General features: G+C 70.1%; 22 protein-coding genes. 2 read left to right on the top strand and 20 right to left on the bottom strand.

From position 1 onward, the window contains the following. Positions 1-14 precede the first annotated feature (14 nt). The 10 genes from VFF97_RS16575 to VFF97_RS16530 all read right to left on the bottom strand — a co-directional run bounded on the left by VFF97_RS16575 (position 15) and on the right by VFF97_RS16530 (position 11351). Positions 15-1097, bottom strand: coding sequence for a glycosyltransferase family A protein (locus VFF97_RS16575; RefSeq protein ID WP_325034609.1), 1083 nt, complete (start codon positions 1095-1097; stop codon positions 15-17). Beyond that, positions 1094-2218, bottom strand: coding sequence for a glycosyltransferase family 1 protein (locus VFF97_RS16570; protein WP_325034608.1), 1125 nt, complete (start codon positions 2216-2218; stop codon positions 1094-1096). The genes VFF97_RS16575 and VFF97_RS16570 overlap by 4 nt, the downstream gene beginning before the upstream one ends. After that, positions 2215-3297 carry a glycosyltransferase family 4 protein gene (locus VFF97_RS16565; protein ID WP_325034607.1) on the bottom strand — a complete coding sequence of 361 codons (1083 nt, stop codon included), beginning with the start codon at positions 3295-3297 and terminating at the stop codon, positions 2215-2217. Before VFF97_RS16565 ends, VFF97_RS16570 begins: the two co-directional genes overlap by 4 nt. A gap of 9 nt (positions 3298-3306) precedes the next feature. Beyond that, positions 3307-4380, bottom strand: coding sequence for a glycosyltransferase (locus VFF97_RS16560; RefSeq protein WP_325034606.1), 1074 nt, complete (start codon positions 4378-4380; stop codon positions 3307-3309). A 52-nt stretch (positions 4381-4432) separates the two neighbouring features. Then, positions 4433-5569 carry a glycosyltransferase family 1 protein gene (locus VFF97_RS16555; RefSeq protein WP_325034605.1) on the bottom strand — a complete coding sequence of 379 codons (1137 nt, stop codon included), beginning with the start codon at positions 5567-5569 and terminating at the stop codon, positions 4433-4435. After that, entirely contained in the window at positions 5562-7358 is a 1797-nt protein-coding gene (locus VFF97_RS16550; RefSeq protein WP_325034604.1) for an ABC transporter ATP-binding protein/permease, read from the bottom strand. Before VFF97_RS16550 ends, VFF97_RS16555 begins: the two co-directional genes overlap by 8 nt. A gap of 52 nt (positions 7359-7410) precedes the next feature. Further along, a complete protein-coding gene (locus tag VFF97_RS16545) occupies positions 7411-8400 on the bottom strand; it encodes a Gfo/Idh/MocA family oxidoreductase (RefSeq protein ID WP_325034603.1) in 990 nt (329 codons plus the stop codon). After that, positions 8400-9497, bottom strand: a complete 1098-nt coding sequence (locus tag VFF97_RS16540; RefSeq protein ID WP_325034602.1) for a DegT/DnrJ/EryC1/StrS family aminotransferase — start codon at positions 9495-9497, stop codon at positions 8400-8402. The genes VFF97_RS16545 and VFF97_RS16540 overlap by 1 nt, the downstream gene beginning before the upstream one ends. Next, positions 9494-10084, bottom strand: a complete 591-nt coding sequence (locus tag VFF97_RS16535) for an acyltransferase (protein WP_325034601.1) — start codon at positions 10082-10084, stop codon at positions 9494-9496. Before VFF97_RS16535 ends, VFF97_RS16540 begins: the two co-directional genes overlap by 4 nt. A gap of 70 nt (positions 10085-10154) precedes the next feature. Continuing rightward, positions 10155-11351 carry a glycosyltransferase gene (locus tag VFF97_RS16530; RefSeq protein WP_325034600.1) on the bottom strand — a complete coding sequence of 399 codons (1197 nt, stop codon included), beginning with the start codon at positions 11349-11351 and terminating at the stop codon, positions 10155-10157. Between the two features lie 59 nt (positions 11352-11410). On the opposite strand from VFF97_RS16530, the gene VFF97_RS16525 reads away from it, so the two are divergent. After that, positions 11411-12115, top strand: a complete 705-nt coding sequence (locus VFF97_RS16525) for a glycosyltransferase family 2 protein (protein ID WP_325034599.1) — start codon at positions 11411-11413, stop codon at positions 12113-12115. A 6-nt stretch (positions 12116-12121) separates the two neighbouring features. Next, a complete protein-coding gene (locus VFF97_RS16520) occupies positions 12122-12490 on the top strand; it encodes a DUF2304 domain-containing protein (protein WP_325034598.1) in 369 nt (122 codons plus the stop codon). Between the two features lie 19 nt (positions 12491-12509). On the opposite strand, the gene VFF97_RS16515 is transcribed toward VFF97_RS16520, so the two are convergent. From VFF97_RS16515 to VFF97_RS16470, 10 genes are all read right to left on the bottom strand, one after another. After that, entirely contained in the window at positions 12510-14492 is a 1983-nt protein-coding gene (locus VFF97_RS16515; RefSeq protein WP_325034597.1) for a DUF6541 family protein, read from the bottom strand. Then, on the bottom strand, positions 14489-15232 hold the full coding sequence (locus VFF97_RS16510; RefSeq protein WP_325034596.1) for an ABC transporter ATP-binding protein: 744 nt from the start codon (positions 15230-15232) through the stop codon (positions 14489-14491). Before VFF97_RS16510 ends, VFF97_RS16515 begins: the two co-directional genes overlap by 4 nt. Further along, complete coding sequence (locus VFF97_RS16505) at positions 15229-16131, bottom strand: ABC transporter permease (RefSeq protein ID WP_325034595.1); 903 nt, start codon at positions 16129-16131, stop codon at positions 15229-15231. The genes VFF97_RS16510 and VFF97_RS16505 overlap by 4 nt, the downstream gene beginning before the upstream one ends. Positions 16132-16254: 123 nt before the next feature. Further along, positions 16255-17382, bottom strand: a complete 1128-nt coding sequence (locus VFF97_RS16500; protein ID WP_325034594.1) for a glycosyltransferase — start codon at positions 17380-17382, stop codon at positions 16255-16257. Between the two features lie 47 nt (positions 17383-17429). Further along, complete coding sequence (locus VFF97_RS16495) at positions 17430-18869, bottom strand: LCP family protein (protein WP_325034593.1); 1440 nt, start codon at positions 18867-18869, stop codon at positions 17430-17432. Then, on the bottom strand, positions 18866-19333 hold the full coding sequence (purE, locus tag VFF97_RS16490; protein ID WP_325034641.1) for a 5-(carboxyamino)imidazole ribonucleotide mutase: 468 nt from the start codon (positions 19331-19333) through the stop codon (positions 18866-18868). Before purE ends, VFF97_RS16495 begins: the two co-directional genes overlap by 4 nt. A gap of 117 nt (positions 19334-19450) precedes the next feature. Further along, a complete protein-coding gene (locus VFF97_RS16485) occupies positions 19451-20587 on the bottom strand; it encodes a 5-(carboxyamino)imidazole ribonucleotide synthase (RefSeq protein WP_325034592.1) in 1137 nt (378 codons plus the stop codon). Positions 20588-20659: 72 nt separating this feature from the next. Continuing rightward, complete coding sequence (locus VFF97_RS16480; protein ID WP_325034591.1) at positions 20660-21226, bottom strand: PH domain-containing protein; 567 nt, start codon at positions 21224-21226, stop codon at positions 20660-20662. A gap of 82 nt (positions 21227-21308) precedes the next feature. Then, positions 21309-22103 (bottom strand): biotin--[acetyl-CoA-carboxylase] ligase, encoded by a 795-nt coding sequence (locus VFF97_RS16475; protein ID WP_325034590.1) that lies wholly within the window; start codon positions 22101-22103, stop codon positions 21309-21311. A 22-nt stretch (positions 22104-22125) separates the two neighbouring features. After that, a complete protein-coding gene (locus tag VFF97_RS16470) occupies positions 22126-24042 on the bottom strand; it encodes a serine hydrolase (protein WP_325034589.1) in 1917 nt (638 codons plus the stop codon). Positions 24043-24539 lie beyond the last annotated feature (497 nt).

Raw genomic sequence — 24539 nt, 5'->3', positions numbered from 1 at the left:
CCTACGACGCCGGATCACGCGAGCCCGGCCCCGCGATTGCGGCGGGCTGCCAGGACGGACGCCGCGAGGAACCGGACCGGGGCGTCGCGGCGCAGTGCGCCCCACCACGGCCGCGGCACGAGCGCCGGAGCCTGGAGGTACGACCGACGTCGCTCGAACAGCGCGCGCACCGCCGCGACATCGTGCGACGGAGTGCGAAGCGCGTCGATGAGCCGCGCGTCGAGCCGCGACAGCACCCGCAGCGTGCGCGGCTCGTGCGCGAGCAGGGCGTCCAGCGCCGCGCGGATCGCTTCGAGACTCTCCGGATGCTCCGCACGCCGCGCGCCCGCGCCGAGAACCTGCACGCGCACGAGCTTCGCCACGATCGAGATGCGCGCCGCCGGGCCGAGACCGTCCCAGAACGGCTCACGGAGCAGCGGTTCGACGAATCCGAGTTCTTCCGCCATCGGCCTCGGCTCGCCCGTGACGCGATCCGCCGCGCCTTCGCCCACGAGGTAGGCGGCGTCGCGGTCGGAGCGCGCGATGCGCCGAGCTCCGAACCACAGGCGCAGGCTCGGTGCGATGTCCTCGCCCGTCGCGAGGCCCGCCTGCGGCATGGCGGCCTCCGCGAGCGGGCTCGCCAACAGGCCCATCGTGCTCGTCCGGTACGCGAGGCGGTCGCGCACGGGGTCGAGAACGCGCCGCAACGGCCGCTGGGGCGGGGTGGGGAACGCCGTCCTCGACGTCTCGAGCACCATGGGCGGGATCACCGCCTCCGCGCCGGTACGCCGTGCGGTCTCGAGCCATGAGTCCACCGCGTGAGGCGCGAGGAAGTCGTCCGAGTCGATCTTCGCGAACCACGGGGCCCGCACGCTCCCGAGGGCGTGCCGCAGCGGGCCGGCCGGCGACGGGATGCCGTCGGCGTACGGCTCGACACGCACCGCCGGATGCTCCGCGTAGCGTCCGAGCGCCTTCGCGATCGCATCCGGCTCGATGTTGTGCGCGATGACCCGCAGCAGGACGGGGGCGTCCGTCCGATCCACGACGGAGCCCGCGAGTCGCTCGAGCGGCCGCGACGCCGAATGCGCCGGGACGAGGATCTCGACGAGCGCGCTCATCGCGCGGCGTCCCGCAGGCGCGACATCGCAGTAACCCACCCGGCGGCCTGCGTCGCGGAGCAGAGCACGGGGGCGGCGGCATCCGCTGCCTGCTTCAACTCGCCGACCCGCTCGGGCGTCAAGCCGTCGAGGACGGTGGTCAGGGCATCCGCCGTGAAGTCCGACGTCGTGAGGCCGAATCCGTAGCCCGACATCACGGACGTCATCTCGGGCGAGGGCCCGATGATCAGACCCAGTCGCGCCTGCACATACTCGAAGAACTTGTTCGGCAGCGCGTTGGCGTTGTTGTAGTTCGTCGGGGCGAGCAGGTGCAGACCGACGTCGTAGCCGTTGAGCGTCGCGACGAGTCGGTCGAAGGGGACCGGCTCGCGGAACGTCACGCGGTCCTCGCCGGCGGCGAGCGCCCGCAGCTCTTCGAGGTAACCGGGATCGTTCGGGGGCAGGTAGAGATCGAGCGTGACGTCGGTGCGCGTCGCGCGCACGGCCTCGATGAGCAGTTCGAGGCGTCGGTTCCGCAGCGCGGCACCCGCGTGGACGAGCCGGATCGGCGCTTCGACGGGCTGCGGGCTGAGGTCCGCGAGCGGCGGCGCATTCATGACGACGGCGGGGTCGAGGCCGTATTCGCGCCGGTAGCGGTCGGCTATCGCGAACCCGACGGTGCTCGTCGACGCCGCCTGCGACACGAACGTGCGGAGCTGCCATTTCACGAACGGCGCGACGAACAGCCGGAAGCGCAGCATCTCGGAGTTCTGCAGCGGGGCGAACTCGTGGAGATCCGCGTGGAAGCCGTTGATCGGACGCAGCACGACCGCGACGCCGGCGGCGTCGACGTCGTTCGCGAGCACCGCGTCGAACTCCTCGATCGGCAGGTGCTCGATCGCCCACGCGATCGCCGCGTTCCCGCGGTACGCCCTGCGGTACTGGCGAGCGATCACGAGCGCACGCGGGTAGCGCCAGACGGGGCACTCGTCGGGGACGGAGAAATGACGGATGCTCCCGGCCGGCGTCGGCCCGTAGCCGCAAGTCGACACCTCCCAGTCCTCGTGGAACAGCTCGATCTGCCGCGTCACGCGGGGGTCGGACTCGAGTCGTGAGAACGAGAGGATCAGGAGCTTCTTCATGCCGCCCTACGCTCCACGGCGAGCCGGTAGACGGCATCGTAGGCATCCTGTCGCGCCGCGTCGCTGAACCGCTCCTCGGCGCGGCGTGCGATCGCGTCGCCGTCGGCCGCGAGCGCGAGCGCCGACTCGACCGCGTCGGCGTACGCGGGCGGTGTGTCGGAGTCGACGAGAACGCCATCGGCGGGCCCGATGAACTCGCGGTGCCCGCCCTCGCCTCCGGCGACGACGGGAAGACCGTGGCGCAGCGCCTCCGCGATCGCGACGCCGAACGTCTCGCTCCGGGTGGCCGTGAAGAACACGTCGGCGTCGGCGAGATACGCGGAGACCTCGTCGGGCGCGATCGTCCCCGCCAGACGCACAGCGCCATCGAGGCCCCGTGCCCGCACGTCCTGTTCGACCGCGGCACGAAGCGGGCCATCGCCCACGAGCACGAGGCTCGCGTCGCGGCCGCGACGGCGCAGCTCATCGACGACGGCGACGGCCATCAGAGGCCGTTTGCGCTCGATCAGACCGCCCACGCTCACCAGGCGCACCCTCTCGGCCTCCCCCGCGTGCCTCCGACTCGTCGGAGCGGGGACGGCGTTCGGGATGACCTCGATCGGCCCGCGCCGATACCGCGCGATGAGCCGTGCGAGAGCATCGCTCACGGCGACGACGACCTCGGGTCGGCCGAGCCGACGCACGAGCACGCCGCCCACGAGACGCGCCGCGAGCGGCGCGGTCTCGGGTGCGAGCAGCGCGGACCAGTGCTCCGTGTGCACCCAGGGCAGGCCGACGCCGCGAGACAGCGGCAGAAGCGACGAGATCGACATGCTGTGCACAAGCTCCACCCCCACGGCCGCCTCGCGCACCGCTCGGCGCGCACGCCGCACCGCGATCGGCGAGGAGCGGCGCATCGTCACACGCGTGACGGGCACGCCGTCGTCGTCCTCGACACCCGTCTCGATTCCAGGTTGCGCGAGGTGCAGCACCCGCACATCGTGGCGCTCGCGCAACATCCGCACGTCCCGCTGGATGAAGGCGCCGGACTCGGGGGCGCTCGGGCTGGGGTACCAGGTCGTCACCACGAGCACACGCACTGTTCCACGCTATCGCAGGCCGGAAACGGCGCTTTCGTAGAGCTCCCGCAGCCGCCCCGCCTGGGTGCGCGCGTCGCGCTCGGACTCGACGAACGAACGGGCGTCGCGCGCGGCCGACGCGTATCGTTCGGCGTCGAGCCGCAGCCAGTCCTCGAGCGCCGCGGCGAGTGCGCGAGGATCGCGCTCCGGCACCAGCGTGCCCGTCACGCCGTCCCGCACCATCTCGGGGAGTCCTCCCGTACGCGTCGCGACGACCGGCGTCCCCGACGACTGGGCCTCGAGGGCTACGAGTCCCGCCGACTCCTGCCAGCCTTCGTGCCGTCGCGAAGCGACGACCGACACGCGCGCGGCACGATAGTGCTCGAGCAGCAGCGCACGTGGCAGCAGGCCGAGCGGCGTGATGTGCGGATGCTCAGCGGCGCGCTGATCCACCAGGGGGCGGAGTGGCCCGTCTCCGATCAGCACGAGGCGGTGCGCAAGCCGCGACGCCAACGCGATCGAGGCGTCGAGAACATCGCGGACGCCTTTGTGCTCGACGAGACCGCCGACGAACAGCACGACCGGCTCGGCATCGGCGGATGCGCCGGGCGAGGCATCCGGGGTGAATATCGACGTGTCGACCCCCTGATAGTGCACCTCGACGCGGTCCGCCGGCACTCCCCGGGCGACGGCCTCCCCTGCGAGCCATTCGCTCACCGTGAGGAAGCGTGCGGTGTTCGCGAGCGTCGCGGTGAGGTTCTTACGTGTGATCCGCCCCCACACGCCCTTCGCGGGCCGGTCGAGCGCGAACACGTCGTACCCGTGGAGCGTCGTGAGCATCGGCACGCGATCGTGGCGTGCGACATCGGCCGCGGGAAGACTCCAGGTGGCGAAGTGCTGATGCACGGCGTCGGGGCGGAAGGCGCGGATGCTGCGCCGCACCGCCGCGCGCATGAGCTGGACGCGCACCGTGTCGAGCCTCGACCCCGGGCGAAGCGACATCGCGCTGCGAACGGGGAACGGCAAGGCCTCGTCGAGGGACACCGACGGGGCGAACAGCGAGAAGTCGATCTCGTCCGCGAGGAAGCGCGCATGCTCGACCACGAAGTACGTCGGTGGGATTGAGAGGGGACCCGTTGTCAGCGCGACACGCACCTCAGCTCCCGTCGCCGTGCGCGATCCGGTCGACCGCGTCGCGCCAGATGGCGACCTGCGCGTCGGCTCCGAGCTCGCGCGCGTGCGCGTGCGCGGAGGCCTTGAACGCCGTCACCTTCTCGGGAGTGAGGGCGTCGATCGTGCGGGTGAGGTCGGCCGCCGCGAACCCGTCGGTCACAACGCCGAGGTCGTACTCACGCACGTACTCGCTCATCTCGGGTGACGGCCCGATCAGCACCGCGAGGCGCGCCTGCACATAATCGAACAGCTTGTTCGGCAGCGCCCACATGTTGTTGAAGTTCGTGGGCGGCAGAAGGTGGACGCCGACGTCGTAGGCGTTGAGGGTGCGGATCAACTCCCTGTACGGAACCGGATCGAGCACCCGCACGCGAGTGCTCGCGGCGGTCTGCTGCTTGAGCTCCTCGAGATAATCGGGGTGGTTGGGCGTCAGGTACAGGTCCAGGCGGACGTCGCTCGCGGCGGCCTCGACGGCGCTCACCATCTCGTCGAGATGGCGGTTGCGCAGGCACGCGCCGCTGTGAACGAGGCGCAGCGGCCGGGAGACCGGTGCGGGCGACAGCTCGGCGTACGGCGCGGCGTTGGTGACGAGGACCGGGAGGAACCCGAACTGCCGTTCGTACTCGCGCGCGAGGCCGCGGCTGACCGTGGACCAGCTCTGCGCGCGCGAGACGTAGGTGCGGCACACCCACTCGTGATACGGACGGATGCGTTTCGCCCACAGTGCGTGCTCTTCGTTCAGCCGCGGTGTGTACTCATGCAGGTCGGCATGGACGCCCTTCGAAGGACGGAGCCAGCGCGCGACCCCGACGGCCTCGGTCTCGTTCGCGAGGATGACGTCGTACGTTCCGCGCGGCACGTGCGCGCGCACCCAGCGGATCGCCGACAGGCGCCAGTACGCGATCCGGTACTGCCGCAGCGTGATGAGCCGGCCGTCGAGGTCCTGGTAGTCGGCGGAGCGGGGCATCTCGATGTGCTCGTCGACACCGGGCGGCCGGCCGCCGTACCCGCACGTGGTCACATGGTACGCATCGCGGAATCCCGCGATCTGCTTGAGCACCCGTGCATCCGACTCGATGGGCGAGAACGACAGGATCAGGAGCCGGGGCCGCTCACTCATCGCCGCTCTCCCCGACCAGGCCCGCGAGACGCGCCTGGTGCGCGAACTCCGGGTCGCCCGCGACGACATCCTCGAACCGCCCACGGGCACGCACGACGCCATCGCGCATGAACCAGATCTCGTCGAACTCGCGGATCGTCGAGAGGCGGTGCGCGACGGCGATGACCGTCACGTCGTCGCCGAGTTCCCGGATCGACTCGCTCACGGCCGCCTCCGTCTTCGTGTCGAGCGCACTGGTCGCCTCATCGAGGACGAGGACGAGCGGGTCGGCGAACAGCGCGCGGGCCATGCCCAGCCGCTGGCGCTGACCGCCAGACAGCTGCAGTCCGCGATCGCCCACTCGACTGTGGATGCCCCCCTCGCGCGACTCCACGACGTCGAGCAGGTGCGCGCGCGCGAGCGCGTGTCGCACGCGGTCCTCGTCGATGTCGTCGCTCCACGTGAGGGCGACGTTCTGCGCGATCGTCGCGTCGAACAGTGCGACGTCCTGGGGCACGTAGCCCACCCGCTTGCGCCAGGCCCCCATGACGTCGGTGAGGTCCTGGTCTCCGAGCCTGAGGTGACCCTCGGTCGGGGCGATGAGCCCGAGCAGGAGGTCGATGAGGGTGGACTTTCCGGCGCCGGAAGCCCCGACGATGCCGATACGGGACCCGAGCGCGATCGTGCCGTCGACCCCCGACAGGGCCTCCCGCTCGGCTCCGGGGTAGCGGAAGCGCACGCCTTCGAGGACAAGTTTCGTCGGGTGACCCTGGATCGGCTCCTTTCCGACGCGCTCCGCGTTGGCGACGAAGCGCTCGGCAACCGCGATGTCGCGAAGGACGGCCTCGACATGTGGGATGTTCGCCGTCATGGTCGAGATCAGCGACTGGAACCCGGTCAGCGACGGCACGAGCCGGAACGCCGCCACGCCGAAGAGTGCGAGGGCGGCGATCGCCTCGGCCGGGCCCGCGACCGCGAGCGTGCCTCCGCCGACCAGGAGGAATCCGCCGACGATGCCGGCGTCCAGGACGAACCGCGGCACGGATCCCAGGAAGTTGATGTTCGCGCGCGCCCGCGAAGCCCGCGCGCGATCGTTGCGCACGACCGCCGCGACCTCGGCCGCCTTGTCGCGCAGCGTGATCTCCTTGAGCGCCGAGACCATATCCGACATGAGCGAAGCCACGCGGAACGAGTAATCTCGGTTCACGCGCCCCGCCGTCACCGTGCGGCGCGCGAGGACGAAGAACAGCACGAGCGCGATGAGGCCCAGGTAGACCACGGTGATGGTCGCAGTCAGCGGCTGGACCGCGAAGATGACGACCACGACCAGCACCGCCGTCGTGAGCGTCGACGGCAGGGACATGAACGGCAGCAGGAAGCCCGACGTGACGTTGGCGATGCCCACGTCGGCCATGCGCACGAGGTGCGTCGCGTTGCGGCGCAGCCGCTCCACCCACGGCGCGTGGATATACGACTGGAAGAGCCGGTCGCCGATCTCGAGCTCGAACGACGACATCCGCCGCGTGATGAACCACTGCAAGATCAGCGACGCAGTGGATTTCAGGATGATGAGACCCGAGATGATCGCGATGATCCAGACGTAGCCGTCGGAGCCGATCCGCCCGATCACCGGCAGCGTGACATCGACTCCCGCGAGCATCGACGACAGCGAAGCGGCGAGGAGCATGAGCGCGAGCACGTCGAGTGCCGCGAGCGCCGAGCTCGCGATCATCTGGCGGATGATGTAGCGACGCGCCGTCGGCGGGAGGTGCGGCAGCACCTTCCCGAAGGTTGCGAAGATCGACCTCATCCCCGCGCTCCCGTCGCGGTGTGAGCGCTCGGCTCGGTCATCCGTGTCATGGTCACAGCGGTGTCGATTCGTCCGACCTCGCCGATTCGAGCGCCGCCTCGACCACCTCGAGGGTGCGCAGCCCTTGTCGCATCGTGACGATGTCGGTGGGCATGCCCAGCACGGCATCGCGGAACGCCTCGTGCTCGACGCGCAGCGGCTCGCGCTTGACGAACGCGTAGCGCGTCACGTCACCCTCCGAGACGCCGCGGAACGTCGACACGGACTCCCATTCGAGCGGGATCGTGCCGTTCGCATAGAAGGTCAGGTCACCGGTGGACGTATCCGCGACGAACGAGCCCTTCTCGCCGGTGACGACGGTGAGGCGCTCCTTCATGGGACTCAGCCAATTGACGAGGTGGTTCACGATGACGCCGGATGCGAGGCGGCCCGTGATCGCGATCATGTCCTCGTGCTCGCGTCCCGACTTGAACGTCGTCTGCGCGAAGATGCGCTCGTAGTCGCTCTGCGCCACCCACGCGGTCAGGTCGACATCGTGCGACGCGAGGTCCTTCGCGACACCGACGTCGCCGATCCTCGATGGGAAGGGTCCTTGGCGGCGGGTCTGGATCTGGTAGACGGCACCGAGGTCACCCGCCTCGAGGCGGCGGCGAAGCTCCTGTAGAGCGGGGTTGAAGCGCTCGATATGACCCACGGCGCCGACGAGGCCCGCGCGCTCGAACGCCTCGACCATGCGCTGACCCGCTTCGACGGTGTGCGCGATCGGCTTCTCTACGAGCGTGTGCACACCAGCCGCGGCGAGCTTGAGCGCGGCGTCCTCGTGGAAACGCGTGGGCACAGCGACGACGGCGCAGTCGATGCCGGCGGCGATGAGCGCATCGATGTCAGGCAGGATTTCGAGCTCGCCGGCGACACCGTGCGGATCCCCTCCGGGGTCGGCGATCGCGACGAGTTCGACCCCGTCGAGTTCGCGGAGGACGCGGGCGTGGTGGCGGCCCATCATGCCGACGCCGAGCAGGCCGGCGCGCAGCGCGGCGGCCATCAGGCGCCCGCTCCCGCCACCGCGTTCACGGCCGTGACGATCCGCTCGAGGTCCGCCTGACTGAGCGACGGATGCACCGGCAGCGACACGACCTCGCGCGCGGCCTTCTCCGTCTCGGGCAGGTCCAGCCCGGGGGCGAAGGGGGCGAGCGACGGCAGCCGGTGGTTCGGAATCGGGTAATACACACCGCTGCCGACGTTGTGCTCGTCGCGCAGCGCCTTGACGAACCCGTCGCGATCTTCCGGCACGCGGATCGTGTACTGGTGGTAGACGTGCACCGCGCCTTCGACGACCGGCGGAACGACGACTCCGCGCAGGTTCGCGTCGAGGAAGGCCGCGTTCGCCTGACGCGTCGCGGTCCAGGCGTCGACCTTCGTCAGCTGCACGCGTCCGATCGCGGCGTGGATGTCGGTCATGCGCGCGTTGAACCCGATGACCTCGTTCTCGTACTGGCGCTCCATGCCCTGGTTGCGCAGGAGGCGGGCTGCGCGCGCGATCTCGTCGTCCGCTGCCGCGATCATCCCGCCTTCGCCGCTGGTCATGTTCTTCGTCGGGTAGAGCGAGAACATGGCGAACGCGCCGAAGGTGCCGGCCTGGAGCCCGTCGAGCGATGCGCCGTGGGCCTGCGCCGCGTCCTCGTACAGCGCGAGCCCGTGGGCGTCGGCGATCGCCTGCAGTTCGTGCATGCGAGCGGGGTGGCCGTACAGGTGCACCGGCATGATGCCCTTGGTGCGCTCGGTGATCGCGGCCTCGACCGCCGCAGGGTCGAGCGTGAACGTCTCGGGCTCGATGTCGGCGAACACCGGCGTCGCACCTGTCAGCACGACCGAGTTGCCCGTCGCGGCGAAGGTGAACGACGGGACGATGACCTCATCGCCGGCGCCCACGCCGGCCGCGAGCAGGCCGAGGTGGAGGCCCGCCGTGCCGGAGTTGACCGCGACGACGGGACGCCCGTCGACGAAGTGCTCCGAGAACTCGCGCTCGAAGGCCGTGACCTCGGGCCCCTGGGCGATCATTCCGCTGCGTAGCACGCGGTCAACGGCTTCGCGCTCCTCGTCGCCGATGATCGGCTTTGCGGGCGGGATGAACTCGGTCACGCGTTCTCCTTTGCGAGGGTTCCGTCGGTCTCGACGTAGCGGGTGCCGGATGCCGGGCAGATCCAGGTGCCGTCGCCGTTGCTCTGCAGCGGCAGTCCGGCCTCGCCGACCCAGCCGATGCGGCGCGCGGGCACCCCGGCGACGAGCGCGTAGGCCGGGACGTCCTTCACGACGACCGCGCCGGCGGCCACAGTGGACCACTCGCCGATCGTCACTGGCGCGACACACGTCGCGCGCGCGCCGATCGACGCGCCGCGTTCGATCGTGACGCCTACGGGCTCCCAGTCCGACGTGCTCTTGAGCGACCCGTCGGGGTTTATGGCGCGGGGGTAGGTGTCGTTCGTGAGCACGACGGCCGGCCCGATGAAGACGCCATCCGCGAGCCGGGCGGGCTCGTACACCAGCGCATAGTTCTGGACCTTGCAGTTGTCGCCCATGACAACACCGGTGCCGATGTAGGCGCCGCGGCCGACGATGCAGTTGCGACCGAGGTGCGCGGACTCCCGCACCTGCGCCAGATGCCAGATCGACGATCCGTCCCCGATGACGGCGGAGTCGGCGACGTCCGCCGAATCCACGATGCGCACGGCTGAAGAATTGACCACGGTACAGGCTCCTGCACCGGGGCGGGACGGCGGCCAGCGGTGCTCGACGAGTCTACCTGGCGGCGCGCCGCCCCCCTGTGAGGGTGCTCTGCACGGCATCCGCAGCGCGTCGACCCACCGCCGCGAGCGAGACGTTGTCGCGCGCCCACCGCGCCCGCTCCTGGCGGAGCGCGTCCGACCGGCCGTTCGCGTTCTGCTCGAGCAGTCGTTGCATGGCGGCGGCGACTGAGTCCGCGGTGAAGTCCGCCGTCTCGCCCAGTCCCGCGTCTGCGACCACCATCGCCCCCGCTGCCGCTCCGGCGTAGAGCACGGGAGTGCCGGTCGCAGCGGCGGCGTAGGTCTTGGTCGGGCGCGCGAAGTCGTAGCCCACGCCGGGCACGATGCTCACGAGGGCGCCGACCGCTCCGCGGATCCACCGCGCGCTTTCGGCGGGAGAGACGACGCCGCCGAAGTGCACGCGTGCTGGCAGGAGCCGTTCGGCCGCATCCCGCACGTCCGCTTCGGCGGTTCCCTGTCCGAAGAACCGCAGCTCGACGTCCGCCGCTGCGTCGCCGAGAAGCGCCAGCGCCTCGACGAAGATCTCCGGGCGCTGCCACTCCGACATCGTCCCGGTATAGACGAAGTACGGCCTCTCGTGTTCGGGCGGGTCCACGTCCGGGCGGAACACCTCCGTGTCGACGCCGTTGCCGACCTCGACGACCCGATCGTGGCGCGCGCCGAGCCTCTCGAGCCGTTCGCCGACCTCCGGCGAGACGGCGAGCACGGCGTCGGCGCGTCTGAGCACGAAGGACTCCATCCACCGCATGAGGGCGATGACGGAACGCGACGCCCCCATCGCGATCACGCCGTCCGTCCACACGTCCCCCGGGTAGTAGACGAAACACGCGCGGCGGAGGCGGGCGGCGACGAGCGACACGAGCCCCGTCGTCGGGGGCGCCTCGGCCACGACCGCGTCGGCCCGGCGCGCGAGGAGGCGGAAGAAGAGCGGACCGTCGAAACTCGCATACTGGACATAGCCGCGGATCGCGCCCGAGCGATCACGCAACACGCGCGCACGCGACACCGTGATGCGCTCGTCGGAAGCAGGGGCGACGGATCCGGCCGGCGGCCGGGTGGTGAGGACCGTGACCTCGTGATCGTCGGCGAGCGCGCGGGCGAGAGCCGCGATGCGGAAGGTGGCGGCCGACGGCTCGGGCTCGTAGAGCCGCGACGTCACGACGATGCGGCTCGGTTGTGCGGGGTCGGTCACGGGCGTCCTTCGGGGCTCTGGCTCCGACCAGGCTAATCGGACCTGCGACAATAGAAGCCGTGACTGACACTTCACGGGCCGCTGCCTCGCCCGGCCGAGACCAGGCCGCTTGGGTCGTCATCCCTCTCTACAACGAGGCAACGGTCATCGCGGGGGTCATCGCCGACCTGCACAAGTCCTTCGAGCATGTCGTATGCGTCGACGACGGATCCTCCGACGGGTCCGCCCGAATCGCCGAGACGGCCGGCGCCACCGTCGTGCGCCATCCCGTCAACCTCGGCCAGGGCGCGGCCTTGCAGACCGGGATCGACTTCGCGCTGGCGCATCCGTCGTGCGAATACGTCGTGACGTTCGACGCCGACGGCCAGCACCGCGTCGAGGATGCCGCGGGCATGGTCGCACTCGCGCGCGAACGCGACGTCGCCATCGTCTTCGGCTCGCGCTTCCTCGACGACCGGACCGACCCGGGGCTCGTGAAGCGCATCATCCTGAAGACCGTCGTGTGGGTGTCGAACATGACCACGAGCATCCGGCTCACCGACGCCCACAACGGCTTGCGGGTGATCCGGCGTGACGCCGCCGAGCAGATCGACCTCAAGCAGGACCGCATGGCGCACGCGACCGAGATCGTCCTCCAGCTCGCGCGCACAAGGCTTCCGTGGGCCGAGTACCCCGTCCAGCTGCTCTACACCGACTACTCCAAGGCGAAGGGGCAGAGCGTCCTCAACTCGGTCAACATCCTCGTCGACCTGATTGTGAGGTGAGATCCCATGTGGATCCAGTTGCTTCTGATCGCGGGCGTCGTGGTCATCGGCGCTCTGCTCATGCGCCGCACCGGCGCCGACAGCCACCTCGCGATCCGACGGATGCTGTCGGGGTTGTTCATCCTGGCGGCGATCCTGTCGATCCTCTTCCCGCAGTGGCTGTCGTGGGTGGCGAACCTCGTCGGGGTCGGCCGCGGCACGGATCTGCTGCTCTACGGACTCGTCATCGCATTCCTCGCCTCGCTGTACACGCAGTACCGGCACAACCTCGCGACGCAGCGGCAGGTGACGCTGCTCGCTCGCAAGGTCGCGCTCCTCGAGGCGAAGCAGCACGAGGACTCGGCACCGGCGCCGACCGCATCCGAAGACCGCTGACAGCCGCGAAGACGACTGATCAGTCGCACGCGGTGAGGCGCCAGAGCGACGCATCGCCCTCGCGGGCGACGAGCTCGAAGCCGGGCTGACCTTCGAAGTCCGTCATTCCGGGCAGCACGAAGCGACCGGGCGTCGCCTCGCCCTCGCCGAAGTCGAGGACGAACTCCGGAGAGCCGTACACCTCGAGCGCCTCGCACACCGCGGGGTCGGTGCCCGCGTCGCGGAGCGACTCGCTGATGGTCTTCCATTCGGCCGTGCGCGGATGGGCCCACGTACGCGGGTAGACGTCCCGCCCGCTCAGCATGTAGCCGAAGCCGGAGCCGGTCGAGGGGTTCGCGATGATCACGGCGTCTGCGGGCACGAGATCGTCGAGGCCTTCGAGAAGCGCCCGCTCGTCGGGCGACAGCCAACTGTCGGGACCGCTCGCATACCGAGACTCCTCGTCCCACTCGTTCTCGATGACCTTCGGCATCATGACGATAGGCGCGATCAGGAGAGGGACGATCACGACGACGGCCGCCACGCCCGCGCTGAGCCAACCCGCGAGGTCGGCAGCGCGCGCGGGCTCGCCGCCGTCCGCGGTGGGGGCCGCTGCACCGCGCCGGAGCCTGGCCGCGAGCCATCCGACGATCCACACGAGACCGATCGCCGCGAGCGGGATCACGACGACGGGCAGAAGCGCGGCCATGCGGTACGGATCCGCGTACCATGCCCCGACGAGCCAGCGTCGGAGGAACGGCTGGCCGATGGAGGCGGTGACGATGTAGAGGCCGCTGAGGATGAGCCAACTCGTCGCGAGCCACCGCAGCGTCGGCTCGATCACGGAGCGCACCAGCCCCACGATCATGAGGACGCTGATCCCGACGGCGAACGGGAGCATGACGGGTCCGTTGAGCAGCACGTCGGCGAACACGGCGAGCTTGCCTTCGAAGGGCGGCCAGTGCGATCCGGTCGTCTGTCGGCTCAGGATGAACCACAGCACGAATGTGATGAGCCAGGCGCCCGCGACCGCCGCGATCGCGGCGCGGCGAGGGGCGGGTCGCCGCATCGCCCACGGCAGGGCCCACCAGCTGAAGAACGACACCGCGAGGACGAGCCACGCGAGCAGCGTCGCGGGCTGCGCGAATGCGACCGCGCCGAGCGCACCGGCCAGCAACAGGGCGGTGAGGATCGCGGCACGCGCGCCGTGCCCGTCCACTCCCCCGATCGAGATCCAGCGCGGCGCAGCGACCACGATCGAAACGGCCGCCGGAAGCAGCGCGACACTGACGAGGTTGGGGTAGAGCACGCCCCACTCGAGCATGAGCATCGGGAACGCGATGAGCGCCGACGACAGGACGGCCGCGGCCGCGGCGACGGCATTCGACTTCGACGCCTCGCGCGCGAGCCACGTGAGGCCGAGCGGCCACACGACGACCGCCGTCACGACGGAGACCATGTTTACCGCGACGGGGATCGCCGAGCCCGACACCATCGATGTCAGCGATGCCACGGCATGCCAGGCGCCCGGGTAGAAGAGTCGCGACCCTGTGACCTGAGACAGGTGGAAGGAGGACGCCGAGCCGGTCTCGGCGATCCAGCGGAGGGCGTTGAGGTGGAAGACGGCGTCGTTGGTCTGTGAGATCGCGTCCGGCTCGCCGATGTAGAGCACGACTCGGATGACGCCGAGCACCGCACCCACGACGAGCGCGGTCGTGAGAAGCCACCCCCGTGAGGAGATCGCGGGCGCGAGGCTGACGGGTTTCAGCGCCCGGCCGACCATGAACGCGAGCGCGATCAGGACGAGGCATCCGACCGCCACGCTCAGCGGCGACCACGCGATGCCCACCGCGCCGAGCGCGATCGCCAGCACCGAGAGCACGACGATGCTCGCCGCCGGCGCGAGCGCCCACAGCGCGAGTCCGCGCAGCCGGATGCAGAAGCCGATCGCGAGGCCGGGGAGGAAGATGACCGCGACGGCTGCGAGCAGGCTCGGCGACGCGGCGAGCCAGTCGACGATCACGACTCCACCAGCGCGATGGCTCCCTCGACCGGACCGTCGTAGATCATCTCGCCTTTGTTGATGACGACGCCGCGGGTGCACAGTTCGCGCACCATCTCCATGTCGTGGCTCACGACCACGAGCGTCTTCCTCGCCTGGATGAGCTCCGCGAACTTCTGTCGGCACTTCTCGCGGAAGGGCGCATCGCCCACCGACAGGATCTCGTCGACGAGCAGGATGTCGAGCTCAACGTGGATCGCGACCGAGAAGGCCAGCCGCATGAACATTCCGGACGAGTAGTGCTTGACCTCCTGGTCGATGAACTCCTCGATCTCGCTGAACGCCACGATCTCGTCGTAGCGCGCTTCGATCTCCTTGCGGCTCATGCCAAGAATCGCCGCGTTGAGGAACACGTTCTCACGGCCGGAGAGCTCGGGGTGGAAGCCGGCGCCGACCTCAATGAGGCCCGCGACGCGGCCCCGTGTCAGCACCTGCCCCTCGTCGGGCTGCATGACGCCGGAGATGAGCTTGAGCAGCGTCGACTTGCCCGAGCCGTTGAGACCGAGGATCGCCACCGACTCACCCTCGTCGATGACGAGGTCGAGCCCTTTGAGCGCCTCGAACGAGCTCGACGTCGACCGGCCGCGCACCCACGCGACGACGGTGTCCTTGAGCGAGAACGCGTGGTTGAGGGTGAAGCGCTTGTGGACCCCGTCGACGATGATCGACGGGCGGACAGGTGTCATGGTCTTCCCGGTCATAGATCCTGGGCGAACCTTCCTTCGAGACGACGGAACACCGCCTGGCCGAGCAGCAGAGTGGCGATCGAGATGAGGAACGTCCACAGCGTGTTCAGCGCGAGGTCCGGCGGAAGAGGCAGATCGGTCGAGGTGACGGGGTACCAGAACGCGTAGTGGAAGAGCTCCACCGCCTGCGTGATCGGATTCAGCAGATAGACCTCGAGCAGCCAATCCGGCCACCCCATCATCTTGATTGCGTCCTGCACCATCGTCCAGGAGTAGAGCACCGGCGACGCCCAGGTCGCGAGCAGGAGCAACAGCTCGACGATGTTCTCGGCGTCGCGGTATCGCACGTTCACCGCGCCGAAGAGCAGTCCGAGTCCGAGAGCGAAGAGCATGACGAGCGCCATCCCGGCCAGGATCGCGAGGATCGAGAGGATCGAGATCTGCATGATCCAGCCGAGGAAGAGGCACACCACGAGCAGCAGCCCGACCTGCGGCAGGAAATGCACGAAGGCGACGAACACCGCCGACACCGCGAACAGCTGCCGAGGCAGATACACCTTTCGCACGAGCGGGGCGTTGCCGACGATGGATGTCGTCGCGTTCTTGTAGCCCTCGGAGAAGAGGTTGATGACCACGATCCCCGAGAAGAGGTAGATCGCGTAGTTCGCGATCCCCCGCTCGAGGTTCAGGAACAGGCCCAGGACGATCCAGAACACAAGGAACTGCGCGGCCGGACGCACGTACGACCACGTCCATCCGAGCACCGAGTTGCGGTACCGGGTCGTGACTCCGGTGCGCACCAGGAGGCGGAGCAGGTAGTGCCAGCGAAACACGTCGAGCAGGCCGCCGCTGCGCCCCGGAATGTCGAATTCGGAGCGTGGGACGCGCGCGAAGAGGGCGGGATCGACGGTCACGGATGCTGCCTCGTGTCGGGTATCGGGAATGCAAACTCACTCATTCTAGGGTTCCGTCCCCGACAGTCCGGGGTGTGCATCCGTGCATCCCGCCTCCTCTGGGCCGGCAATCGCCGTCAGTCCTCACAGATCCGCGTGCAGCTGCCACACGCGATCGGCCGCCTCGCGCCAGGAGAACGCCCGCCCCCGGTCAGACGCCAGGACGGCGAAGCGCTCGGCGGATGCCGTCGAGGCGAGGGCTTCCGCCAGGGCCGCCGCGAGACCGTCGGCGAACGAGCCGGACCCATCCGGCTCGACGAGCGCCCCGCCGTCGACCACGACCTCGCGATGCACGTCGGTTCCCGCCGCCACGACCGGAACACCGAGCGCGAGCGCTTCGAGCACGCGCCACGGGAACGCCATGCGGCGCGACGGCGCCACGAGCGCGAGGGCCGCGCCGAACACCGCCGCCCGGTCGTGCGCCTGGAGCGCTCCGCGCACGTGCAGCAGGCGCTCCGGGAGCCCTGCGGCGGCGGCACGGTCGGCCAGGACCGGCTCCTCGCCATCTCCCGCGTCGATCACGACGACGGGCACCTGGAGCTGCGAGCGCGCGACGGCGGCGAAGCCGTCGTCGAGACCGTCTGATTCCGCCGCACCGCCGGCCAGCAGCACGTAGCCCTCCGGCAACCCGAGTTCACGGCGTCGACCGACCTCGTCGGTGGGGACGGCGAACCCGGTCGGTGCGGCGCCGGCGATGACGCGGATGCGGTCGCCCAGGGGCGCCGCCTCGGCGAGCCGCTCCCCCATCGAATGCGTCGGCACGACGACGGCGTCGGCGTGCTTGACCGCGCGCTTGAGCATCGCGCGCTGCCAGCCGGCCTCGGCCCGTGGCAGCTCGCCGGGGTGCGCCCAGGCCCGCAGGTCCCACACCGTGATGACGGTCTGGTCGTGGTCGTGCACGCGGTCGTGCTTCACGAGCGGCGCGAACATCGTCGGCGAGTGGACCATGCCCCCGCTGATGCCCGTCGGGATGCCGAGCTGCAGCGCCGCGGCGAGCTCTCGGCGGGGCAGCCCCGACCGCTGGATGCTCGCGACGCCCGGCACCTCCGCCTCGATGTCGCGCGACGGCCCGGAGGGCACGACGACCTCGACCTCGCACCCCGAGGGGGACGCGATCACGAGCGCGCGGGCGAGATCGCGGGAGGCTTCGGCGAGCGCGGCATCCGTGGGCGCCACGAGCTGATCGAGGATCACCCGCAACGTCGCCGTCATGGTGTCGAGAGTACCCGCGGCAGCGGGGATACAGCCGCAGGACCGGGTCAGTCGGCCGAGGGCGAAGGAGACGGCGGATGCAGCGCGTTGCGCACGAGCTCCTGGATGTATGCGAAGTCCGGCTCGTGCTCGTCGATCCCGCCCTCCGGGGTGAGCTCGATCGTGGTGACCGGCTGCTCCTTCGCCTTGAGCGCGAGGTCGACGAAGTACGGCAGGAGCGACTGCGGCAGATCGGTCTGCACGATGGCGGCGCCCGCGGTGGCGACGTCCTGGAAGCGCGTCAGCACCGTCTGGGGCGTGAACTGCTCGAGGATCGCCTGCTGCAGCTGGCGCTGGCGCTTCATGCGGTCGAAGTCGCTCGTCGTGTACCGCGAGCGGGCGTACCACTGCGCCGTGTCGCCGTCCATGTGCTGCGGGCCCGCCTCGATCCAGCCGATCGCCCACTCCTCGGCGGGCTGGCCCTGGTACGAGGGCCCGCCGCCCTTCGGCAGGCGCTGCTCGACGGTGATGTCGACACCGCCGAGCGCGTCGATGAGGGCCGCGAACCCGTGCATGTCGAGGAAGACGTAGTACGGGATCTCGATCCCGAGCACGCCCTCGGCGGCGTCCTTCGTCGCCTCGATCGCCGGGGCGGAGCCGTTCGCACGCGCGTCGGGGTAGAGCGCGTCGCCGTCCTGGCAGACCTCGACCTCGGTGCGCAGCTGGTTGATGCCGCTCCCCCATCCGCAGTTCGGGTCGGCGTGGCCCTGGTGTCCGTTCGGATAGCGGTCGCGCATCGGGCCCTCGGAGAACGGCACGTTGGGCATGTCGCGCGGGACGCCCGTGATCGTGACCGCGCCCGTGTCTGCGTTGACCGACACGACCGAGATCGAGTCGAAGCGCATCGAATCGCGTCCGTCGCCGCTGTCGGCGCCCAGCAGCAGGATGTTGTAGTAGCCGTCCGACGGCGGCACCGGCGGCCCGCTCGCGCCGAAGACGAGCCCGATCGTGTCGCGCAGCACGCCCGCGGAGTTCGCCGCGTACGCGGCGACGCCTCCCGAGACGACGAGGAGCACGACCGAGAGACCTGCGATGCCGAACCGTGCGCCCGGGCGGGTCTTGACGAGCCGCACGAGCCGCAGGGTGTCGAACGTCAGCACCACCCACAGCACGATGTACGCGATGAGCAGGACCTGCGCCGCGAGCAGTGCGAACCAGTTCGTGGCGATCGTGATGAACACCTGCTGCCACAGCAGCGCGCACAGGCCGCCGAGGATCACGACGGTCCACATCAGGAGCGTCGCGGCGAGCCCGAGACGCCCGAGCCTGCGGTTGCCCGCGAGGATCTGCGCGGATCCGGGAAGCAGGAAGTTGAGCAGGACCAGCCACCAGCCACGACGTGTCATCATCGCGCGCGACGACGCGTCGGGGTGGCGCAGCGGCCTCTCCTCGACGACACGGGCCGGCGGAGGGGCAGCAGTCGCACGCGGAGGGCTCATGACGCTCACAGCGCCTCCTTGAGCCGCCGGTTCTTCTCCTCGACCTGCTGCTCGAGCTCGCGCGCATACGCCTCGACCCGGTCAGCGGTCGCCGCATCCGATGTTCCGAGGATGCGGACGGCGAGCAGCCCCGCGTTCCTGGCCCCGTTGATCGACACGGTGGCGACGGGGATCCCGGCGGGCATCTGCACGATGCTGAGCAGGGAGTCGAGCCCGTCGAGCGTCGCGAGCTGCACCGGCACGCCGATGACGGGTACGGACGTCACGGACGCGAGCATGCCCGGGAGGTGTGCGGCGCCGCCGGCGCCGGCGATGATGACGCGGATGCCGCGCTCACGCGCCTCGCGGCCGTAGCGCATGAGCTTGTCGGGCGTGCGGTGGGCGGAGACCACCTCGACCTCGTGCGGGATGACGAAGTCGCTCAGCACCTGAGACGCGTCGCTCATGACGCGCCAGTCCGAATCGGAGCCCATGACGACCCCGACGAGGGGCGCATCGGAGGAATGCAGGGGTCGGGTCACCCGACCAGGCTATTGGCGATGGCTGGAAGAACCCCGCAACGGCGCGGGATTTGCGGCGTGCGTCGCCGATCAGTCCGCGAAGTGCTCCGCTGCGGCCCGCGCCTCGTATGCGACGTCGTCGAGGTCGTCCCCCGCGACGTTGATGTGGCCGACCTTGCGGCCCGGACGCGGATCTTTGCCATAGGTGTGGATCTTCGCCGTCGGGTGCTCGGCCATCGCGGACGCGAACCGCTCGTCGATCGAGGCTTTCTGGGGCCCGCCGAGGATGTTGACCATGACCGACCACGCGGCCAGCGGCGAGGGGTCGCCGAGCGGAAGGTCGAGCACGGCGCGCAGGTGCTGCTCGAACTGGCTCGTGACGGCGCCGTCCTGCGTCCAGTGGCCGCTGTTGTGGGGGCGCATCGCGAGCTCGTTGACCAGCACCCGCTCGTCGATCGTCTCGAAGAGCTCGACCGCGAGCATGCCGGTGACGTCCAGGCCCTCGGCGATCCCGACGCCGATCGACGCGGCGACCTCGTCGAGGCGCTCGGGCGAATGCGGCGCGGGTGCGACGACCTCGGCGCACACGCCGTCGCGCTGCACAGTCTCGACGACGGGGTACGTGCGCACCTCGCCGGAGGGGCGGCGCGCGACCTGCTGGGCGAGCTCGCGGCGGAAGTCGACGAGCTCCTCGACGAGCAGCGCGCCGCCGCGGGCGTCCTCGGCGAGGGTCGCGAACCAGTCCTCGGCCTCGGTCGCCGAGCGCACGACGCGCACGCCCTTGCCGTCGTAGCCGCCGCGCGGCGTCTTCACGACCGCAGCGCCGTCGTGCGCGTCGAGGAACTCCTGCAGACCGGCGGCGCTCGTGACGGCGGCCCACTCCGGCTGGGGCATGCCGAGCTCGTCGAGCCGGGCGCGCATCGCGAGCTTGTCCTGCGCGAACCGCAGCGCCCCGGGCCCCGGCCGCACCGCGATGCCCTCGTCGACGAGGACGGCGAGCACCTCCTGCGGCACGTGCTCGTGGTCGAACGTGAGCACGTCGACGTCGCGCGCGAACGCGAGCACCGTGTCGGCGTCGCGATAGTCGCCGACCGCCGTCGCGGCGAGGGCGGCGGCCATGCCGGGCTGCTCGGCGAGAACGCGCAGCTCGACGCCGAGCTCGACGGCGGGGGCGATCATCATGCGGGCGAGCTGTCCGCCGCCGACGACTCCGACTCGAAGCGCCATGGGGTTCCTTTCGACCCACCCATCATTCCAGGCGGCCCGTCGTGCGACGGGCCGGGTGATGCGGATGCCGCGTCAGCCGCGCTCGGGAGGCGAGTCGGGTGCGAGCGGCAGGGGCTGAGCATCGCGGTGCGCGAGGATCTGGTTGACCTCGACCTGATCGACGAGGACCTCGTGCACGAGCTCGGCACTGGGGATGTCGACCATGCGGAGCGGTTCGTCCACGCCGTTCGAGAGCGTCAGGGTGCCGGCGCCCCACATGCGCTGCAGGATCCCGCGACGCAGGTCGATCGAGTAGCCGCGCACGTGTTCGAGCTCGCGGGTCGCGCGGCGGAACAGTCCCCTGCGGGCGATCACGCGACGCGTCGTGATGAGGTACGTGCGCGACCACCACGCGGCGAAGGGGAGCACGACGGCGACGAGGAGGATCGCGGCGGCGGCGAGCAGCAGCATCCAGTTCTGGAACGGCGCCGGCAGGTTGCCGTAGAAGTAGCCCACGGCTCCCGCGACCGCGATGAGGACCAGGGCCGACCAGAAGAGCCGGCGGGCGTGCCCGCGGAAGCGCGCGACTCGGAGCTCGGGAGTCGGCGCGCCCGGGGCGGGGGTGATGGGCCTCCCGCCGTACCCGATCGGCTGCGTCATGCCTCCATTCTCCCGGCACCGCCCCGCTGGGACGGCATTTCACGCGTGATCCCGCGTAACCTCGCGTCGCGCAGCGGGACGGTCAGCGCACGTGCACGACGTCGCCCGCGGCGACCGCGGTCTCGGTGAGACCGGTCATCACCACGAGCCGACCATCGGGATCGATGCGCTGCGCACGCCCCTCGAGCGTCGTACCGCCGGGCAGGGAGACCGCGACCTCGCGTCCGAGTGTCGCGCAAAGCGCCTCGACCTCGGCGAGGACGCCCGCGCCGGCGGCGTCGCCGTGCGCCGTCTCGAGCGCGCGGAGCTGCTCGTCGAGCGCGGTGAGGTAGTCGGCGAGGAGACGGTCCTCGTCCGCCTCGAGCCCCGCGATCGCGAACGAGGTCGCGGTCGGAACCGGGAGCTGCTCCGCCGTCATGCGCGTGTTGACACCGGCGCCGACGACGACGGCATCCGGATGCCCCGGCACCACCTCCGCGAGGATCCCGCACAGCTTCGCGCCGTCGAGCAGCACGTCGTTGGGCCACTTGACGCGCGCGTCGTGTCCCGCGCCGACGACCTGCGCCGCCACCGCTCGCGCCATCGCAGCGCCCGCCACGAGGGGGATCCACCCGCGGCTGCGCGTCGGCAGCGCGCCCACGCGCACGAGCACCGATACCGCGAGGCCCGAGCCGGGCGGCGCCTCCCACGACCGGTCGAGCCGGCCCCTGCCCGAGCGCTGGTCGTCGGTGACGATCACCGAGAGATGCGGCCATTCCTTCGGAGCATCCGCGGCGGCGTGCGCGAGGTCGGCGTTCGTCGACCCGGTCGACACCAGGACTTCGAGCCGTGCGGCGACGGAGGATGCGAGGGCGAGGGATGAAGCAGCGAGCGGCATGGCGCTCACGGTACCTCGCGCGTCAGCGGTTGCGCAGTCCGGTGTAGTGGATCCACAGGCGGCGCGACCCGTACTGCACCTCGTACCAGACCCGGACCGTGTTGTGCACGGCGAGCGGATAGCGCGCCGGAACAGTCGCCACCACAGCGCCGTTGGGCGAGGCTCGCAGGAGCGAAGGCGTCCTGGTCTCCATCTGCTGAGCCGGATAGGTGGCGGCGGTGCCGAACGCTCCGTTCAGATGCGTGTAGACGACGCGCGACATGGCGCGCAGGGCCTCCTGGGGTGGAGCGGCGTCGCCGATGATCGCGATCGAATAGCTCGCCCACGTCCCGTGGATGAGCGCGGTGTCACCCTGCATGAGACCGGATGCGATCCAGAGCGCACCGGGTTTGCTGGCCTGCGAGATGCCGGGCGGGATGCCCGACGCGATGCGCGATCGCCAGATCTGGGACCGCATGATTGCGAGGATCTGGTCCGAGTTGGCCTTCGACAGGATCGACCCGTTCGCGAGTCGCTCGATCATCCATGCGAGGTCGTTGGTCGTCGTGCGGTTCCCGGCGTAGAGGACGTCCGCGCCGTACGGCACATTGCCGTAGACCGTGTTCGTGAAGCCGGCGGCGCGGATCATCCGGTTCAGCTCGGGGATGGTGATGAAGTGGACGATGTCGGTGTGGCAGAAGTTGTCCGACACGTACAGCATCACGTGGATGCAGACGCCGAGCTTGACCCCCGAGCGCAGCATCGTGCTCCAGGAGGCACGCCCCTCGTCGATGAGCTTGTACGCCGCCCACGCCGCGAAGATCTTCATCATGCTCGCCGGCTCCCGACGGACTCCGCCGTTGACCTCGGTGATCTGAGCGAGCTCACCGATCTGCCGGACGGTCACGCTCGTGATGCCGGGGTATTGAGACATCACCGATCGCAGTGCCGAGTTGAGCGCGGACTGAAGCCGGGGCTTCTCGACGTTGCAGCTCGTGTTCGATTCGACTGCGGCCGCGAGTGCGAGGGAGTCGGCGACGGCGAGCACATGACCGGTGGTGCCGGCGATCCGCGATGACATCGTTTGCGGTACGCATTCGCGGTACGGGAAGTACAGCGGTTGCCGGAGCACACTCGCCGTCATCCCCGCGAGGCCGACGTCTGACCCACGATCGACGTTGACAAGGACGGATGTTGCGGGCGACGGCACCTCGGACGCCACCAAGTTCGACAGCGCCCGCGCATCGATGTGCGCGGTCCGGGACACTTGGAACCCTGCCGCGCGGAGCGCAGGCTCGTAAGCGGGGATCATCGCGGCGGCCGCGCTGCGCACGATGACGATCGAACGGGTCCCCGCCGCCCGAAGGAGTTCGATGGTCGCCGCGTCCGGCGGCGCACCGTGTCCGTACACGACGAGCACCCGCTTCCCGTGCGCGGCGCCCAGTACCGACGCGAGCGGTGCGTCGTAATGCGTCAACCCACCGGCGATGTAGACGGTGTCCGCTGCCGACGTCTGCTGTGCGAAGATGAGCCGCGACGTCTCGTAGAGGTTCGCCCCGCCCAGTCGCGTCACATTCGGGGTGACCGCGCGCGCGGCGTTGACGACGGCATCCGAAACGTACGCGGGGCCGCCCACCACCAGGATCGACGACGGCGCCAGTCTACGCAGCTCGTTCATCACGACCCCCGGGATCGCACCCGGCTGGACGTACAGGATCGGAGCCTCGCGATCGGCCGCGAGGGCCGACGCCGTCGAGGCGAAGATCGGGTACAGACCGGGCGCGAGGATGACCGTGCTCGCACCGCCGGGAAACAGCGCGCGAGACGCGTTCGTGGACGCGACGTACTGATCGGATCCGGTCGTGATGCGCGTCGCACCGGGAACGGGGACGGCGCTGATCCCGAGGCGCTCCTCCGGGGCGACTTCGTCGGGTTCCGGCACGACAGGGATCGGCGTCACGTCCGGGCTCGGCTCATTCGTCGGGGTGGGCGAAGGCTCCTCCGTCGTCGGCGTCGGTGTCGGCGACGGCTCCTCCGTGGGCGTCGGACCGGGATCGTCCGTCGGCGTGGGCGTGGGCGGCGGTGTCGGCGAAGCGTCCGCGGTCGGAGTCGGGGTCGGCGACACGGTCTCCGCAGCAGCAGGAATGCCGAGAGAGGAGACCACGAGGGCGATCGATGCCACAACGGTCGCCACTGCGACCGCCGCCCCCTTCATCGCACCGCTCCGAGCCGTCACTGCCACGTGACGATACCGTGAATGCCGCTCGCGTCAACGAGGATCCGCCATGAGACTCTTCTCATAACGGGTCGCCTAGATGTACTGCCCAGGGAGGTTGTTTGATCTGGCTTCCCTGATGTGACGAGAACCTCCCGGCAGAGTGGAGCTGCTACCGCATCCGCTCTGAACCAGGAGGTTCTCGTGTCTCACGCTAACGCGGCGCTCACCCCGCGCCAAAG

Origin of the sequence: Microbacterium sp. (assembly GCF_035687345.1) — a bacterium.
Classification (GTDB): domain Bacteria; phylum Actinomycetota; class Actinomycetes; order Actinomycetales; family Microbacteriaceae; genus Microbacterium.
This window is presented reverse-complemented; position numbering and strand designations above follow the sequence as displayed.